We start from the raw sequence: 16,733 nt of genomic DNA, 5'->3' as shown, positions 1-16,733 counted from the left end.
TCCCTCAGGAAGGAAATGCGAGTGATTTCACCGTCACCGGCACAACCGATCCGCCAAAAAGAGGCGTACCAATGTCGATATAGTCCCCCGCCCGGACAACCACCTCATCGATGACCGCCAGCGGGTGTTGCTGTAACTGTGGGCGTAACAGCATGCCCAGGGCTTTACCAAAATCCTGCTCGGCTACCACCAGCAGGGGATGCGGATTCGGATAGCGCGCGACAAAGGCCAGCAACGCATCAATCACCGTTAACAGCGCGGCGTAGCGCACCGGCAGAGAAGCGGGCAGCGCCAACACGTAGGCGTCCGTTTGCGGGTCCAGATCGAGCTGCATTAGTGCCTGTTGCCAGGCGGCCACCAGATCAGCCTCATCAACCGGAATCGCCACCGGCAGATTGCGCAGCGGAAGCGCCACACCTTCCAGCCAGATAGTGCTGCCCGAAAGCGACAGCGTATGCGCACCGGCGCCAATCACTGTGGCGCGCACGGTTTGCGCCGGGAACTGCACGTTCATCTCACGCAGGCGCGGATGTTCATGCAGCGCCGTCGCTAACAGCGGCCCAATGTCGGAAAAACAGAACGGATCGGCAGGTTGGTTGCGGTAGCACTCGCCCACCCCGCCGGACAACGTAATCACTTCCGGCTTCACGCCCGCCGGTAACAGAGCGGTTTGCATCAGCGCCTGTGCCAGCGGTGATAACGTGCCGTCAATCACCTCCACAATCAGCGCCGCCATCCGTCGGGCCACCTGAACAAGCTGCGCCGCATTGAGGGTTCGGGCATCAGTGCCTGGACCAAATACGTCATCCACAATCATTTGTCCCGGCTGATGCGCATGCACCACGCGCCCCTGACCGTCCGTTTCCAGTAGCCGTCCGCCGACGTTCAGACAGGCCGATCCGCTGACTTTTCCGGCATCGAACAGAACGTAGTTCGACGTACCGCCGCCGATGTCGATATTCAGTACGCGGCACAACTTCTGCTCGGACAGGGTTTGTGCCCCCGCACCGTGACCAGCAATCACCGATTCCAGATGCGGACCGGCGCTGGCAACCACGAAATCCCCCAGCGACTGGGAGAGCGCCATCACCGCCGGGCGCGCGTTGCGCGTTTTGGCACTTTCCCCGGTAATGATGATCGCGCCGGAATCAACCGTTTCCGGCGCAATGCCCGCCGCCTGATACTGGGCGAGGATCAGTGCTTTCAGTTCGGCCTCTTTCAACCCGCCCTGCTTATCAACGGGGGTAAAGAACACCGGGCTTTGCCAGCTAATTTCGCGTTTGATGAATTCGTAGCGCGGCACCTGCGACACTGCCGCACGGTTAACCAGCTCAAGGCGCGAGAAGATCACCTGAGTGGTGGTGGTGCCGATATCGATACCGACGCTGAGTAGCTGGCGAGTATTCACGATTGCGCCTCCGGATTGGTTTCTGCTGGTGCCGGAACATCTTCGTCTTTCGGTACTAACAGCATAGCCACGCCAATCGCCGTCACGCCGCCGATCAGCTTGCCGACAATCATCGGGAAGATCATGGCGTTCATGTTGGCAGCGGCGAAACCTAAGTGGTCACCCAGAGCGAAGGCCGCGGAAACCGCAAAGGCGCAGTTGATCACTTTGCCGCGGGTATCCATGTTTTTCATCATGCCGAACATTGGGATGTTATTGGCAAGCGTTGCCACCATACCCGCAGCCGCAATGTTATTGACTTTTAACAGGTTGCCGACGCTCATCAGCGGTTTTTCAAACCAGCGGGTCAGCAGCAGCACCATCGGGTAGGCACCCAGCAGCACACAGGAGATAGAACCGATAACTTCGATGGCGCGCATCACTTCACCCGGCTTGTCGCCTGGCGCCATGAAAATAGGATCAAGACCTGGGATCAGCTCCCAGCCGAGCAGGAACTTGATGACTGCCGCAGCCAGACCGAGGGTGATCAGCGCTACCAGGAACTTGGCGAAGATCTGGAAGCCGTTGATCATTTTTTCCGGGATGAATTTCAGTCCCAGCGCCACCAGCACGGCTACGATCAGCACCGGGATCATGTTCATCAGGATCAACGCAAAGGTGAACTCCACCGGCTGACCGTTGATTTCCACACCGGAGTACATCGCGACCAGACCACCCGCAATACAGCCAATCGGAATGGTGACAATACCGGCCAGCACGCCCAGCGCCAGATAACGACGGTCAGACGGTTCAATAATTCCCAGCGCAACCGGAATGGAGAACACCAGCGTCGGCCCCATCATCGCGCCGAGAATCAGGCCAGAGTACAACCATGCCGCCACGTCGCCGCCCGCCAGTTCTTTCGCCAGGAAGAAGCCGCCCATATCGCACGCCAGCAGCGTTCCGGCAAACATCGACGGGTTCGCGCCCAGCATTTCATACAGCGGAATAATTACCGGCCCGAGCACATGCGCCAGTACTGGCGCCAGCGCGGTCATACCGACCATCGCCAGACCCAGCGCGCCCATTGCCATAAAGCCTTCTTCAAACTGACCGCCCGATCCCTCAATACTCTTACCGAACTTACCGAGGAAGCGCGCCGAACCGCCGAACTGCGACAGGATCCTGTCCACGGCGGCAATCAGCATAAAGAACATCATGATGTACATGATGATTTCGTTAATTCCCATAGCCCCTACTCCCTGTCATTTGTGATTTGTAGGCCGGATAAGACGTTTACGTCGCCTCCGGCATTAACGCCGTGTTATTGCCGGATGGCGGTGCGAGCACCTTATCCGGCCTACAGGCATTACCCGGCAGCCGCGTACAGGTCGATAATCTGTTCCTGCGTGGCGGTGCGTGGGTTACTGCGAATACAAATATCCTCCAGCGCGGCGTGTGCCCATGCGCTGTAATGTTCGGGTTTTGCTCCAACGTCTGAGAGCCGTTTGGTCTGGCCCACTTCGCTAATCAACTCGCTGACCGCGTTGATAGCATCACGATCGTCCGATTTCTTGTTGGTTAACGCGCGTCCGATATGGCTGAAGCGCTCACGACACACCATGCGGTTGAACCCCATTACCGTAGGAAGCAGCATGGCGTTAGCCTGTCCGTGTGGGATATGCAACGTCGCTCCCGGCTGGTGCGCCATCGCATGGCACAGGCCCAACCCTGCGCTGGAAAACGCCATCCCGGCCATACAGGAAGCCAGCAGCATGCTTTCGCGCGCCGCCAGATCCTGACCGTAGCCGACGGCCTTCGGCAGCGATTTACCTATCATCGCAATCGCGCCAATCGCCAGACTGTCGGTAAACGGCGTCGCGTTCAGCGCGCTATACGCTTCAACGGCGTGCGTCAGTGCATCAATCCCGGTCATCGCCGTTACATGTGCAGGCACGCCTTCCGTCAATGCAGCGTCCAGGATCGCCACATCCGGCATCAGGGTTGCGTGGGCCAGCACTTTTTTGAGTCCAGTCGCGGCGTCGATTATTACCGTGACGTTGGTGGTTTCTGAGCCCGTTCCGGCGGTAGTCGGTACGGCAATCAGCGGCAGACGTGGGCGTAACGCGCTGCGCTCGTCCATGCCTGCCAGCGTCTGAGTGGGGTTGGTCACCAGCAACGCCACTGCCTTGGCGGCATCCAGTACGGAGCCACCACCAAAGGCCACAACGCCATCGCACTTCGATTCACGCAATTGCGCGACCGCCGCGCAGACGTCTGTAATGCACGGTTCGCCCACCGGACATGGCCACAGCGTCATCGCCACGCCTTTCATCGCCAGACTGCGCTCCAGTGCGGCGGTCATCCCCGCCTGATGCAGGAAGCTGTCCACCATGACGAACATATGCGTCAATCCGCGCGTTTGTGCTTCCTGTCCGCAGGTACTGAGCGCTCCCAGCCCACAAAGGGTGACCGGTGGAACGCTAAACGTTTTTACGCGTTGCAGATTCAGGGTATCGAATGCCTGAAAGAGCGCGGTCTGCAATTCAGCTTGCATAGATTCCTTCCGCTTTTTCTTTTCCGCTGTTGGCAATCGCCAGCGGGGTCATAAACAGGCTGTGCTGGGGTAAATGCACCTGCAGTTCCGGGAAACGCTTACGGAACAGCTCATCAACGCCCGGCTGCATGCAGGAACCACCGGCCAGCCATAAATCGGTAACGCCCTGACCCGCAATATGATGAGCCACGATTTCCGCCATTTTTTCGTAGACAGGCTTCACCACCGGCCAGATTTCTTTGCCATTGCTACGCTTGTACTGCTCGGCTTCTTCTAACTGGATACGACGGTTCCCGGCCAGCGTCAGAGAGATATGATGCCCACCGGTTGCTTCATCAGCGGAGTAGGTCACCTTGCCTTGTTTAACGATCGCAATCCCGGTAGTGCCACCACCAATATCCACCACGCCGGCGTTATCGAGCTGCAACAGATCCGCCACCGCTGTCGGTTCGTCGAGCACATGGCTCACTTCAAGCCCGGCAGACTCCAGCACGTTAATAGAGATGCGAGGATCAGTTCCCGGTGGAAATGAGGTTGCCGCATGGGTAAAGCGGCAACCCAGCTGTTGTTCGAGCGTATCGAGATGGCGACGAACGATGGTCACCGCACCAAAGAAATCCCAGACGATGCCATCGCGCACGACATCGGCCCAGTCCAGGCAAACCGCGACCGGCTGTCCGTCACTGTCCACAACCATCGACACCACATCACACGTTCCCAAATCAATGCCCAACCACAGCGGTGAATCGCTCTTTGTGGGCGTCTGGTTACATAGCGTTGCCGCTTTTAGCAGTCTGGGTGTCAACCAACGTTGTTCGTCGTGCGCCATCTCATTTACTCCTTATACAATTCTGAAGGCGTCTACCAACACACAGCGACGCAGACGCACAAACGTACGCGCACTGGTCACCCCTTCCCCGGTTGGTGTGGTAATGGTCATCGTGGTCCAGCCTTCACCGCCCAGTCCAAGACCGGCAATGCACGGTCCGTTCTTAACGAAGATGCTGGTATCAATGGCGTTTGCCATACGGTTCATGTTGTCGATATTGCGCGAGTGCATCGCCGCCGTATGGTGGCAACCGCCTTCAAGCTTGACCGCCAGTTCAATGGCTTCATCGACGTTAGCGACCCGCACGACCGGTAGAACCGGCATCATCAGTTCGGTGACGGCAAACGGATGCGTCGCGGAGGTTTCGACGAATAACAGACGGGTTTGCTCCGGTACGTTCAGACCAATCGCCGCAGCGATTTTGCCTGCGTCACGACCTACCCAGTCACGACTGACCGTGCCTTTACCGCGCTCATCGATATTTTTCAGCAGCACCGGCTGCAGCTGTTCGGCCTGGGCCGTGGTGAGTTTCACCGCATGCTGGCTTTCCATCAGACGCATCAGTTCATCAGCGACGCTATCGACCACGATCAGCACTTTTTCGTCAGCGCAGATGATGTTGTTGTCAAACGATGCACCTTTAACTACCGACTGCGCCGCGCGTGCCAGGTCAGCCGTTTCATCAACCACCACCGGCGGATTACCTGCGCCAGCGGCAATCAAACGTTTGTTGGTGTGCTTACGCGCGGCATCTACTACGGCTTCACCACCGGTCACCACCAGCAGGCCGATACCAGGGTACTTGAACAGACGTTGGGCAGTCTCGATATCTGGGTTGGTAACCGTCACCAACAGGTTTGCCGGACCGCCTGCGGCAACTACCGCCTGGTTAAGCAGAGTGATAGCGCGCTGAGAGACTTTTTTCGCCGCCGGATGCGGTGCGAAAACCACGCTGTTACCAGCGGCAATCAGGCTGATGGCGTTGTTAATGACGGTCGCGGCCGGGTTGGTGGATGGGGTTACCGAGGCCACCACGCCCCACGGCGCGTTTTCAATCAGCGTCAGACCGTTATCACCGGTCAGAACCTGTGGAGACAGGCATTCCACACCCGGCGTGCCGCGCGCCTGCGCCACGTTTTTGGCAAATTTATCTTCGACGCGTCCCATGCCGGTTTCAGTGACGGCAAGTTCCGCTAATTCTCTGGCGTGCTTTTCGCCCGCCTCACGTAGCGCCGTGATAGCCAGTTGGCGCATGGCGACGCTTTTCAGCCCCTGCTGGGCCAGTTTTGCTGCCGCCACTGCGTCATCCAGGGAGGCAAAAACGCCCATTTCTTGAACGGCACTGACGGGTTGGCTGCTGTCTTTCATTTTCAGCAGTACCGCTTTCACGACCTGTTCAATATCCTGTTGATTCATGATTTTCTGCCTTATTTATGGAAGATCACCTGACCACCTGCCACCACTTCATCGACAATGCCAATCACGCACAGATCGACAGGCGATGATTCATTCCGGTGCGCCTGACGGGCGGAGCTTCCGCTGACCAGCAGCACCCACTCTCCGGTTCCCGCCCCGATGCTGTCGATAGCAACAGCACATTGCCCGTCGGGATTTCCCTGGGCGTCAATCATTTCCACCATCAGCAACTTGTCGTGCGCGAGCCCCTGATGGCGTACGGTACAAACAATTTGTCCTGTAACGATTGCCAGTTTCATACGCGCCTCCGTGGCATATTTCAGGTAAAACCTCCCCCTACCCTCCGCAGAAGGTAATGTGAAAAGGAGAGAGGGTGACGCCAGCAATGAAGTCTGTGGCGTCACATGGACGACTTACATGTCGTTGCTGTCGCCTTTAAAGCTGATCGGGAACACTTCTTCCAGATCGCCGTGCGGACGCGGGATCACGTGCACTGAAACCAGCTCGCCAATACGCTGTGCTGCCGCAGCACCTGCGTCCGTTGCAGCTTTACATGCCGCTACGTCGCCACGGACCATGGCAGTGACCAGACCGCCACCGATCTGCTTCACGCCAACCAGTTTCACGCGTGCCGCTTTAACCATTGCGTCAGAAGCCTCAATCAGTGCAACCAGGCCCCGGGTTTCAATCATTCCTAATGCTTCCATTGTGTTTTCCTCTCATTAAGGGGTCCTGAACGGGACCTTATACAACCAGTGTGTGCGAGGCGTTTTCACGACTCATGTCAGTCTGGCGCGGCACTGCTGCCACCAACGCCAGTTCGATAATTTCCTGTACGCTACAGCCACGAGAGAGATCATGAAGCGGTGCGGCAAGCCCCTGAATCAATGGCCCTACTGCGCGATACCCTCCCAGACGCTGAGCGATTTTGTAGCCAATATTGCCTGCCTCCAGCGATGGGAAGACCATCACATTGGCATTGCCCTTTAACGGACTGGCGGGCGCTTTTTGCGCAGCGACATCCGGAACAAAGGCGGCATCAAATTGCAGTTCACCGTCCACTGTAAGCTGCGGGGCACGCTCACGAACGATCTCGGTCGCCTGCTGCACGTTAGCGACGTTAGGATGGCGAGCACTGCCATTACTTGAAAACGACAGCATGGCCACGCGCGGCTCTTCACCTGTGATCGCTTTCCAGGTTTCAGCGCTGGCGATGGCGATATCCGCCAGCTGTGCAGCGGTGGGCTGCGGCACAACGCTACAGTCTGCAAATCCTAATGACGGCCCGAGATACTGCGGCAGCATCAGAAAAATTGACGACAGCGTTTTGCAACCAGGCTGTAATCCAATAATGCGCAATCCTGCACGAAGCACGTTTGCCGTTGATGACAGGTTGCCCGCAATACACACATCGGCTGTACCGGCACTGACCATCGCGGCGGCGAACATCAGCGGATCGTTGAGCTTCTCCCGCGCATCCGGCGGCGTTTTTTCGCCCGCCGTTGCCCGCCAGCGCAGGGCAAACTCTTCACGCATCTGTACATTGCTTTGTGGATCAATAACCTGAATACCGTCCATGGCTACGCGATGGCTGAGCGCAAACTGGCGTAGCGCAAACGGGCTGGCGACGAGAATGGGGCGTGCCAGACCGTGCTGATGCAGGTAATTGGCCGCCTTCAGCACCCGGACATCCAGCGCATCCGGAAACACTACTCGTGCAGGTGAGCGTTGGGCGAGTTGACGAGCACGTTCAATGATCATTGCTTCTCCCCCAGTCTCTGTTGAATTTGACTAACCGTCAGCGGATGCTTTGCAACACTCAGAATCATCATCACGTAGACCGTACTGGAAAGGCGGTTGAGCGCCTGCATAATGTCCGGTCGCATAACCTCAAAACTGCGAGTGATGAATACCTGGGCCGCCACCGTCTCCGTTTCACGGACTTTGGTACGCAGCAGATTAAGTAACGCGCAATCACGTCCATGGCTGGCTTCAGGCACCAGATGGTCGTGGTCCAGATAGCGCAGCGGTTGATGCGAAAGACGGTGTAAATCTTCGTCACTTAAACCCACGACAGCTTGTGCTGCCAGCGGCTCATCCATGGCGTCTGCGCGCATAATATTGCCCAGGCGCGAGCGGATATCCGCCAGCCACGGCTGCCATGGTTCTGCCATCTCAATCTGCAACCACACGGCCAGGGCGATGGTGCTGTCCAGCGCGGCGCGAAATCCCAGCCGAGGGTCACTTTTGGCGACCATCTTGTCCGCCGTCAGATGCGTCAGGGTGTCCGGTTTCTTCGCCACCGGTTGATGGCACAGTTCGCAGCTGGCCTGTGGATGCGTATCACTGCTGGTTAATCCATGAACCGGCTGCGGCTGCTGTTCTTCGTCATCAATAAACAGGCTGCCCTGCTCGTCAATAAACTTAATGCGCAGATGTCGGCTTTCCAGTAATTCCCGGGCAGACGGCGTCAGGCGAGCGTCAGCGGGGAGATGAATTTCAGCCCCTTCGCTGAGCGTATGATTCGCTCTGAGCCATGCTTCGGTAATGAAATCCTTCATACATCCGCCTTAGCAGGACTGCCAGTTCGCAGGCCAGGCCACATACAGAAACTTCACCGTCGATGGCGTACCAAATTCGATGCTGGAGCCTTTCGGGATAAACATCACGTCCCCGGCTTTTGCAATCATGGTTTCGCCTTCGTGGCGAACATGCAGCTCTCCTTCCAGAATCATGTCGATTTCGTCGTAGTTCAGCGTCCATGGGAAAAAGGCGTTATCCCACTGCATAAACCCGGCGGCCATGCTGCTACCGTCCTGGTCGGTCACCAGATCGGTTAAGCCCACGCAGTGCGGCTGCGCGCCGTCAAAACGACCAAACTTCACGCTGCTGCCGTCGATGACTTTCACACCGCCTTTGCCGGTCACCGAGTTAAAGCTCGGTTGCATTCCGCCCTGCTCCAGCGACTGCTTTTCCTTCATGACTTTGTCCATCAGCTGCGCGACCAGGCTTTCGGTAAACTGCCCTTCCGGTAACTGCGCAATGATGGTTTCGCGAATACGCTGGCTTTCCGTTTTGCCATCAATCACCGCAGCCGGAGCAGCAGCGACGGCGCCTGGCGCGGATTCATCGCATTCACTGATGGTAACGCCCAGCAGCTCCGCAACTTCGCGCGCCTCCGGGGTGATGATGCTGGCGCGCAGAACAACCGACATTTCCTGTTCGCCGCGTGCGTGGGCCGCACGAATATCGTTAGCTGTGATGAGTTTTTTCACCTGCCCTTTCCTCCTTTTGGCTGAGCTCAGTCAGATAATCCACCAGGTGCTGCACACTGCGCGGGTCATGGCTATTGAGCTCAAAAATCGGCTCCTGAAACCCCATCCCGCGAAGTAGTTGTCGCGTTGCGGCGACGTCGGCATCCGGCATGTCCGTTTTACTGATAACGGCGATTTGTCGTTTACTGGCACCGATATCCAACAGCCCGGCAGGTAAGCGACTTTCTTTATCATTTGCCGCGTGTATATAAATCAACGTATCAACATCCTGCAGCGTGGTAATTAAGGCGTGATACCAGCGCGGATGGCTAAAATATTCCCCTGGCGTATCGATATCGCCATTTTCATTAAACTCCACGGCCTGTGTTTTTCTGGCGAGGGAATAATTCCCCTGTAGCGCATTAAAGAGCGTTGTTTTCCCCGCCCCCACCGTACCGACAAACGCAATACGTTTCATCGCCGCCTCTGATTAACTTTTTGTCAGGTTGCACAAAGTGAAATTTAATAATCGACCCAGACCGCTTACCGTCTGTAATAACGCTTCTTCTACTGCGCCTACCGAGCCGTAGATCACCAGTGCGCCGCTGAATCTATCGAGAAAACCGATATGTACATCCGCCGCCTTCATGGCTAAGTCACCGGCAATCATCGCGGTTTCGCCTGGCGTCAGCGTCATGATGCCGATAGCGCCCGCTTCGGGAACGCCGATCTTTTTCGCTAATTCCTCGCCGGGGTGCGCAATGAGATGCGCCAGCGTGACCTGTTTCCCCGGCACAAATTCCTGAATAATGCGTTCTTTTTCCATTGCTCACCGCCTCCGCTAAAACTGCCCTTATCGTGGCAATTTTTTGTCAGAGTAAATAACAAAATTCGGCAACCAGGTTTAAAAGGTGAAGTAGATCACTAAGAAAGGGAAAATAAAAAGGCGCGAGAGAAACCCGCGCCGGAAATTAATTAAAGTGAAATTACAGCGGCTGCGTTTGGGCTTCTACAACCGCCAGCGCCACCATATTAACGATACGACGAACAGAGGCGATCGGCGTTAATACATGAACAGGTTTCGCAACCCCCATCAGCACCGGGCCAACCGTTACGCCTTCAGAACTGGAAACGCGTAGTAAGTTGTAACTAATACGGGCCGCTTCCATATTCGGCATCACCAGAATATTAGCTGAGCCTTTCAGCGGACTGTCCGGCATGCGGTCATTACGGATACTTTCCACCAGCGCGGCATCGCCGTGCATTTCGCCGTCAATCATCAACTCTGGCGCGCGCGCCTTAATCAGCTCCAGCGCTTCGCGCATTTTGCTGGCCGACGGGCAGTCAGAGGAACCAAAGTTGGAGTGCGACAGCAACGCCACCTTCGGTTCAATACCAAAGCGACGCACAGTCTCTGCTGCCATCACGGCGATTTCCGCCAGTTGCTCAGGCGTAGGATCGTCGTTGACGTAAGTATCGGCGATAAAAGTGTTACCGCTTGGCAGCAGCAAGGCGTTCATCGCCCCGGCTGTATGCACGCCGTCACGATGACCAAACACCTCTTTCACCACGCTGAAGTGCTCGTGGTAGTCGCCGATCGTACCGCAGATCATCGCATCCGCTTCGCCACGCTGCACCATGATCGCACCGATCACCGTAGTGTTGGCAATCACCGCACGCTGCGCCTGCTCCTGGGTGATCCCACGGCGCTTCATGATCTGATAATACTCACTCCAGTACTCTTTAAAGCGCGGATCGGATTCGTTGTTGACTATTTCAAAATCGACGCCCGCTTTGATCTGCAGCCCCAGTTTCTGAATACGCATCTCGATCACGCTCGGACGACCAATCAGGATCGGCTTCGCCAGACCTAAAGTGATCAATTCCTGGGTAGCATGCAGTACGCGCGCTTCTTCCCCTTCCGTCAGCACCACACGCTTCGGCGCTTTACGTGCCAGGGAGAAAATCGGCTTCATGAACAGGTTGGTTTTGTAGACGAATTCAGTCAGCTTATCGATGTAAGCGTCAAAGTCGGTAATCGGACGCGTTGCCACACCAGAGTCCATCGCCGCTTTCGCCACAGCAGGGGCGATTTTGACGATCAGACGCGGGTCGAACGGTTTCGGAATGATGTATTCCGGGCCGAAGCTCAGGTCCTGATCGCCATAAGCAGAGGCCACCACTTCACTCTGCTCGGCATGCGCCAGCTCAGCAATGGCGTGCACCGCCGCCAGTTTCATCTCTTCGTTGATGGCCGTCGCACCAACATCCAGCGCACCGCGGAAGATGAACGGGAAGCACAGGACGTTGTTCACCTGGTTCGGGTAGTCTGAACGACCAGTACAAATGATTGCGTCGGAACGCACCTCTTTTGCCAACGGCGGCAGGATTTCCGGTTCCGGGTTAGCAAGTGCCAGAATCATTGGCGCACGCGCCATCTTCTTAACCATTTCCTGCGTCAGCACTTTAGGACCGGAGCAACCGAGGAAAATATCTGCGCCGTCAATGACATCATCCAGCGTACGCTTACCGTCATCCACCACCGCATAAGCCGCTTTGGTTTCCGCCATGTTCGGTTCGCGGTCTTTGTAAATCACGCCTTTGGAGTCACAGACCACAATATTGTGTTTCTGCATACCCAGCGCTACCAGCAGGTTCATACAGGCAATCGCCGCCGCGCCTGCGCCAGACACCACCATGCGCACGTCGGAGATATTTTTCTCAACCACCCGCAGACCGTTCAGAATTGCGGCAGTACTGATGATTGCTGTACCGTGCTGGTCATCGTGGAAGACCGGAATATTCATGCGTTCGCGCAGCTTTTGCTCAATGTAGAAGCACTCCGGCGCTTTGATATCTTCGAGGTTGATACCGCCAAACGTGGGTTCCAGGGCCGCAACCACATTGATAAATTTATCCGGATCGAGTTCATCGACTTCAATGTCGAACACGTCGATCCCGGCGAATTTCTTAAACAGAACGCCTTTACCTTCCATCACCGGTTTGCCGGCCAGTGCGCCAATATTGCCCAGGCCCAGCACCGCCGTACCGTTGGAAATAACCGCAACCAGGTTGCCGCGCGCGGTGTATTTGTAGGCTGCCAGCGGGTCCTTTTCAATTTCAAGACACGGTGCAGCTACGCCCGGCGAGTAGGCCAGCGCCAGGTCGCGCTGCGTTGCCAGAGGCTTGGTCGGAGAAACCTGGATTTTACCGGGTACCGGAAATTCGTGGAAATCGAGGGCGCTTTGTTTTAACTGGTCATCCATCTTGTTGTTCCTTTCACGTATCTATCAAAAAAGTGGCGCGGGTAACCATTCTACTGAGCCGCACATTATCACCTCAGTCAACGGCACAAACTTTGAAGGTCCCCAAACTCTCACCATTCAAAGAAAGAATTTGTTATCAATTTATAACAGCCATGTTACCTGCTTAATCCAGCAATACCATGCTTGTCTGCTATGCTTTTTGCTGACAACGCCCGCAATTTTCCCAAAAGTGTGAATCACAACACGCATCTAACACTTTACTTTTCAAGGAGTATTTCCTATGACCCGTAAAGAGCTTGCCAATGCCATTCGTGCGCTGAGTATGGATGCCGTCCAAAAAGCTAACTCCGGCCACCCAGGAGCACCAATGGGGATGGCCGATATCGCCGAAGTGCTGTGGAACGATTTTCTACGCCATAACCCGACCGATCCCACCTGGTACGATCGTGACCGGTTTATTCTGTCCAACGGCCACGCCTCAATGCTGCTTTACAGCCTATTGCATCTTTCCGGTTACGACCTGCCGATCGAAGAATTAAAGAACTTCCGTCAGCTCCATTCGAAGACGCCAGGTCATCCGGAAATTGGCTACACGCCGGGCGTGGAAACCACCACCGGACCGCTGGGCCAGGGTTTAGCCAACGCCGTCGGCATGGCCATTGCCGAACGCACGCTGGCAGCGCAGTTTAACCAGCCGGACCATGAGATTGTTAACCACTTTACCTGGGTCTTTATGGGCGACGGCTGTCTGATGGAGGGTATTTCACACGAGGCTTGTTCGCTGGCGGGCACGCTGGGGCTTGGCAAACTCATCGGCTTCTACGATCACAACGGCATCTCAATTGATGGCGAAACCGACGGCTGGTTTACCGACGATACTGCAAAACGCTTTGAGGCTTACCACTGGCATGTAGTGCACGACATTGACGGTCATGACCCTGAGGCGGTGAAAAAAGCCATTCAGGAAGCGCAGGCTGTTACCGATAAACCGTCGCTGATTATCTGCCGCACGGTGATTGGTTTTGGCTCACCGAATAAAGCCGGTAAAGAGGAAGCGCACGGCGCTGCGCTGGGCGAAGAAGAGGTGGCGTTGACCCGGCAGAAACTGGGGTGGCATCATCCTGCTTTTGAAATCCCCAAAGAGATTTACCGGGCGTGGGACGCACGCGAGAAAGGCGAAAAAGCGCAACAAGGCTGGAAGGAGAAATTCGCAGCTTACGAACAAGCCTACCCGGAACTGGCGGCAGAGTTTACTCGCCGGATGAGCGGCGGACTGCCTAAGGAGTGGGAAGCAACAACCCAGAAATATATTACCGACCTGCAAGCCAACCCAGCCAAAATAGCCACCCGTAAAGCTTCGCAAAATACCCTGAACGCCTATGGGCCGATACTGCCAGAACTGCTCGGCGGCTCGGCTGATCTGGCACCCAGCAACCTAACCATCTGGAAAGGCTCCTCCTCTCTTAAAGAGGATCATGCAGGAAACTACATCCACTACGGCGTGCGGGAATTTGGCATGACCGCCATTGCCAATGGTATCGCGCACCACGGGGGCTTCGTACCTTACACAGCCACGTTCCTGATGTTTGTCGAATATGCCCGCAATGCCGCGCGCATGGCGGCGCTGATGAAAGCCCGACAAATCATGGTTTATACCCACGACTCGATTGGCCTGGGGGAAGATGGTCCCACGCACCAGGCCGTCGAACAACTCGCCAGTCTACGCCTGACGCCTAATTTCAGTACCTGGCGACCATGCGATCAGGTTGAGGCGGCAGTAGGCTGGAAGCTGGCGGTCGAACGCCATGACGGGCCAACGGCGCTGATCCTCTCGCGGCAGAATCTGGCGCAGGTTGAGCGCACGCCTGAGCAGGTGCAGCAAATTGCCCGCGGCGGCTATGTGCTGAAGGACGGCGGCGGTAAGCCGGATGTTATCCTGATTGCTACCGGTTCAGAAATGGAAATCACGCTGCTGGCGGCGGAAAAACTGACCGGCGAAGGCCGTAACGTACGGGTAGTTTCTCTGCCCTCAACCGATATCTTCGACGCCCAGGATGAGGCATACCGGGAGTCGGTCCTGCCGGCAAACGTCAGCGCGCGCGTGGCGGTAGAAGCCGGTATTGCCGACTACTGGTACAAGTATGTTGGGCTGAAAGGGGCGATTGTTGGGATGACGGGCTATGGGGAGTCGGCTCCGGCAGACAAGCTGTTCCCGTTCTTCGGCTTTACGGTAGATAACATCGTCGACAAAGCACACAAGGTGCTTAACGTGTGATCCACAGTGTGGGCCAGGCATCTGGCCCATGCCAGTTATCACAACTTGGCTCCTGGGCATAGCGCACCAGGCGAAAACGCTGACCATCGTAGCGCCAGCGGGTCTGGATACCGCAATCTGCCAACCCTCGTCCTTTAGCGAGGGTAACCAGCTCCCGCGACTTTTCGTCAAACGCAGCGTTGGTCAGCTCCATATCGCGACTTTCCGCATCCGTTTTAAAAGGCAGACTTAACCGTACCGCGCGTGAAGTCAGCGGGGTTGTACGTGAAACCACCCACGCCAGATCGATAGTGTTATACGCTCCGGCCTCACAGCCAATCATCAGCAGCGCTTTATCATCCGTTAGGGCCGTGACGCGCATCTCGCGACGCAGCGGATCGATAGAGCAACGAATACCGTTGATTCGCCAGTTACCATAGTCCAGCAGTTCACTGCGCTCTTGCTGTGTGAGAGGCGTTGGCGTTGGGTTAATGACCGCTACGCCTTTCAGCGCGGGGGCAGGAGGTACACTGAGCGGAGGCTCGTCACCTTTTTCGATCCATGCGGTTTCGCTGCCAACCCGTTTTTGCTGGGCATCGATAAACAACAATGCGGCTTTTAGCCCGACCAGCGAAAGATTTTGCGCACCTTTTTGCAGGGTAATCGCCTTCGCGTCCTGTACGGTTTGTAAAAATGCGCTAATGGTGGCCGGATCATCGGTCATCAGTTGCCATGGGGTAACACGCCAGTGCTCGCCGCTCAGCGAGAGCGGCGCACCATCCAACAACAGACGCGGCGCAATATCGCTCTCTTTGACGTTGGACGATTCCAGCCCGCCCAGTTCAATACGCAACACGGCGTCAGTATGTGCCCCGGCGCTGCGGCTCAAGGTCATGACCAGGCCGTGGTGCTCTCCGGTATTGCGCGCCACGCAAAAATTTTGGTTATTACACGTCACCTGCCAGTCAGAAAACGCCTGTTGCGCGGGCGCAGCCCAGAGCAATCGGGCTGGTAGCAACCCGAGCAGGAAAAGGAGAATAACGCGATAGCGCATGGACGGTACAACCCCGAAGTCAAAACACACAGCCTAAGCGGTATCTTCCTTGCGCGACTGATGTGGCTCAATAAGAATTGTCGGATTGGCCGTAAATTTGTAAAGAAATATAAATCCCGCGCATTAGTCCATGAGATGCGACGACTGCAAATAGTTCAACAATAGCACCGTTTTACCGTCACGGATCTCACCCGTTTTGATCATTTCCAGCGCCTGTGTGAACGGCAGTTCCAGAACTTCAATATCTTCATCTTCCACACCGCCACCAGCGTTTGCTCGCTGGCTGTCACTGTATTGTGCAATGAAGAAGTGGATTATTTCCGTCACGCCGCCCGGCGACATGTATAACTCAAACAGTTTGCGCACTTCGCCCACTTCAAATCCGGTCTCTTCAATGGCCTCTTTGCGAATGCACGCTTCCGGTTCGTCGTTATCCAACAGCCCGGCGCAGGTTTCAATCAGTTGACCATCTTCATTACCGTTGACCCAGGTGGCGACGCGGAACTGGCGAATTAAGACCACCGTTTTCTTCTCCGGGTTATACAGCAGGATTGTGGCACCGTTACCGCGATCGTAAACCTCGCGTTTATGACGAATCACCTCCCCAGTGCTACGGGTCAGGTCATAGGTGATATTGCGCAGGATGAAGTAGTTATCGGAGAGGACTTTATCTTTGATGAGGGTAATTTTTTGCGACATACCGGCTCCACAGCAAG

At 56.0% G+C, this 16,733-nt stretch carries 16 protein-coding genes; 1 reads left to right on the top strand and 15 read right to left on the bottom strand.

Going from position 1 to position 16,733, the window contains the following annotated elements; genetic code table 11:
• Positions 1 to 4 precede the first annotated feature (4 nt).
• From eutA to maeB, 13 genes are all read right to left on the bottom strand, one after another.
• A complete protein-coding gene (gene eutA / locus OGV85_RS13620; RefSeq protein ID WP_003038026.1) occupies positions 5 to 1,408 on the bottom strand; it encodes an ethanolamine ammonia-lyase reactivating factor EutA in 1,404 nt (467 codons plus the stop codon).
• Positions 1,405 to 2,637, bottom strand: a complete 1,233-nt coding sequence (eutH, locus tag OGV85_RS13615; RefSeq protein WP_003038023.1) for an ethanolamine utilization protein EutH — start codon at positions 2,635 to 2,637, stop codon at positions 1,405 to 1,407. Before eutH ends, eutA begins: the two co-directional genes overlap by 4 nt.
• A gap of 119 nt (positions 2,638 to 2,756) precedes the next feature.
• Positions 2,757 to 3,944, bottom strand: coding sequence for an ethanolamine utilization ethanol dehydrogenase EutG (eutG, locus tag OGV85_RS13610; protein ID WP_044701760.1), 1,188 nt, complete (start codon positions 3,942 to 3,944; stop codon positions 2,757 to 2,759).
• The gene (gene eutJ, locus OGV85_RS13605; protein WP_003838530.1) at positions 3,934 to 4,773 is read right to left on the bottom strand and encodes an ethanolamine utilization protein EutJ; all 840 of its coding nucleotides are present in this window, start codon (positions 4,771 to 4,773) and stop codon (positions 3,934 to 3,936) included. The genes eutG and eutJ overlap by 11 nt, the downstream gene beginning before the upstream one ends.
• Positions 4,774 to 4,785: 12 nt before the next feature.
• Complete coding sequence (locus OGV85_RS13600; RefSeq protein WP_061547547.1) at positions 4,786 to 6,189, bottom strand: aldehyde dehydrogenase family protein; 1,404 nt, start codon at positions 6,187 to 6,189, stop codon at positions 4,786 to 4,788.
• Positions 6,190 to 6,200: 11 nt separating this feature from the next.
• Positions 6,201 to 6,488 (bottom strand): ethanolamine utilization microcompartment protein EutN, encoded by a 288-nt coding sequence (gene eutN / locus OGV85_RS13595; RefSeq protein WP_003038011.1) that lies wholly within the window; start codon positions 6,486 to 6,488, stop codon positions 6,201 to 6,203.
• A gap of 114 nt (positions 6,489 to 6,602) precedes the next feature.
• Complete coding sequence (gene eutM, locus OGV85_RS13590) at positions 6,603 to 6,896, bottom strand: ethanolamine utilization microcompartment protein EutM (RefSeq protein ID WP_003835054.1); 294 nt, start codon at positions 6,894 to 6,896, stop codon at positions 6,603 to 6,605.
• Between the two features lie 37 nt (positions 6,897 to 6,933).
• On the bottom strand, positions 6,934 to 7,950 hold the full coding sequence (gene pta / locus OGV85_RS13585; protein WP_048218375.1) for a phosphate acetyltransferase: 1,017 nt from the start codon (positions 7,948 to 7,950) through the stop codon (positions 6,934 to 6,936).
• Positions 7,947 to 8,750, bottom strand: a complete 804-nt coding sequence (gene eutT / locus OGV85_RS13580) for an ethanolamine utilization cob(I)yrinic acid a,c-diamide adenosyltransferase EutT (protein WP_003038004.1) — start codon at positions 8,748 to 8,750, stop codon at positions 7,947 to 7,949. The genes pta and eutT overlap by 4 nt, the downstream gene beginning before the upstream one ends.
• 9 nt (positions 8,751 to 8,759) lie before the next feature.
• A complete protein-coding gene (gene eutQ / locus OGV85_RS13575; RefSeq protein WP_003038001.1) occupies positions 8,760 to 9,464 on the bottom strand; it encodes an ethanolamine utilization acetate kinase EutQ in 705 nt (234 codons plus the stop codon).
• Positions 9,442 to 9,921 (bottom strand): ethanolamine utilization acetate kinase EutP, encoded by a 480-nt coding sequence (gene eutP, locus OGV85_RS13570; RefSeq protein WP_003037998.1) that lies wholly within the window; start codon positions 9,919 to 9,921, stop codon positions 9,442 to 9,444. The genes eutQ and eutP overlap by 23 nt, the downstream gene beginning before the upstream one ends.
• 12 nt (positions 9,922 to 9,933) lie before the next feature.
• Positions 9,934 to 10,269: an ethanolamine utilization microcompartment protein EutS gene (gene eutS, locus OGV85_RS13565; RefSeq protein ID WP_003037995.1), complete on the bottom strand. Its 336-nt coding sequence runs from the start codon at positions 10,267 to 10,269 to the stop codon at positions 9,934 to 9,936.
• Positions 10,270 to 10,429: 160 nt separating this feature from the next.
• Positions 10,430 to 12,709 carry an NADP-dependent oxaloacetate-decarboxylating malate dehydrogenase gene (gene maeB / locus OGV85_RS13560; protein WP_044714584.1) on the bottom strand — a complete coding sequence of 760 codons (2,280 nt, stop codon included), beginning with the start codon at positions 12,707 to 12,709 and terminating at the stop codon, positions 10,430 to 10,432.
• Between the two features lie 280 nt (positions 12,710 to 12,989).
• Between maeB and tkt the strand changes: the two genes are divergently transcribed.
• On the top strand, positions 12,990 to 14,984 hold the full coding sequence (tkt, locus tag OGV85_RS13555) for a transketolase (protein ID WP_061547548.1): 1,995 nt from the start codon (positions 12,990 to 12,992) through the stop codon (positions 14,982 to 14,984).
• On the opposite strand, the gene OGV85_RS13550 is transcribed toward tkt, so the two are convergent.
• Both OGV85_RS13550 and nudK read right to left on the bottom strand, forming a co-directional pair.
• The gene (locus OGV85_RS13550) at positions 14,974 to 16,017 is read right to left on the bottom strand and encodes a DUF1176 domain-containing protein (RefSeq protein ID WP_003037987.1); all 1,044 of its coding nucleotides are present in this window, start codon (positions 16,015 to 16,017) and stop codon (positions 14,974 to 14,976) included. The genes tkt and OGV85_RS13550 overlap by 11 nt on opposite strands.
• Positions 16,018 to 16,140: 123 nt before the next feature.
• Complete coding sequence (gene nudK / locus OGV85_RS13545) at positions 16,141 to 16,716, bottom strand: GDP-mannose pyrophosphatase NudK (RefSeq protein WP_003838513.1); 576 nt, start codon at positions 16,714 to 16,716, stop codon at positions 16,141 to 16,143.
• Positions 16,717 to 16,733 lie beyond the last annotated feature (17 nt).

It is taken from the genome of Citrobacter sp. Cf132 (genome assembly GCF_030333885.1).
Taxonomy (GTDB): domain Bacteria; phylum Pseudomonadota; class Gammaproteobacteria; order Enterobacterales; family Enterobacteriaceae; genus Citrobacter; species Citrobacter freundii.
The sequence above is the reverse complement of the archived record's forward strand: the minus strand, read 5'-3'. Positions and strand labels throughout refer to the sequence as shown.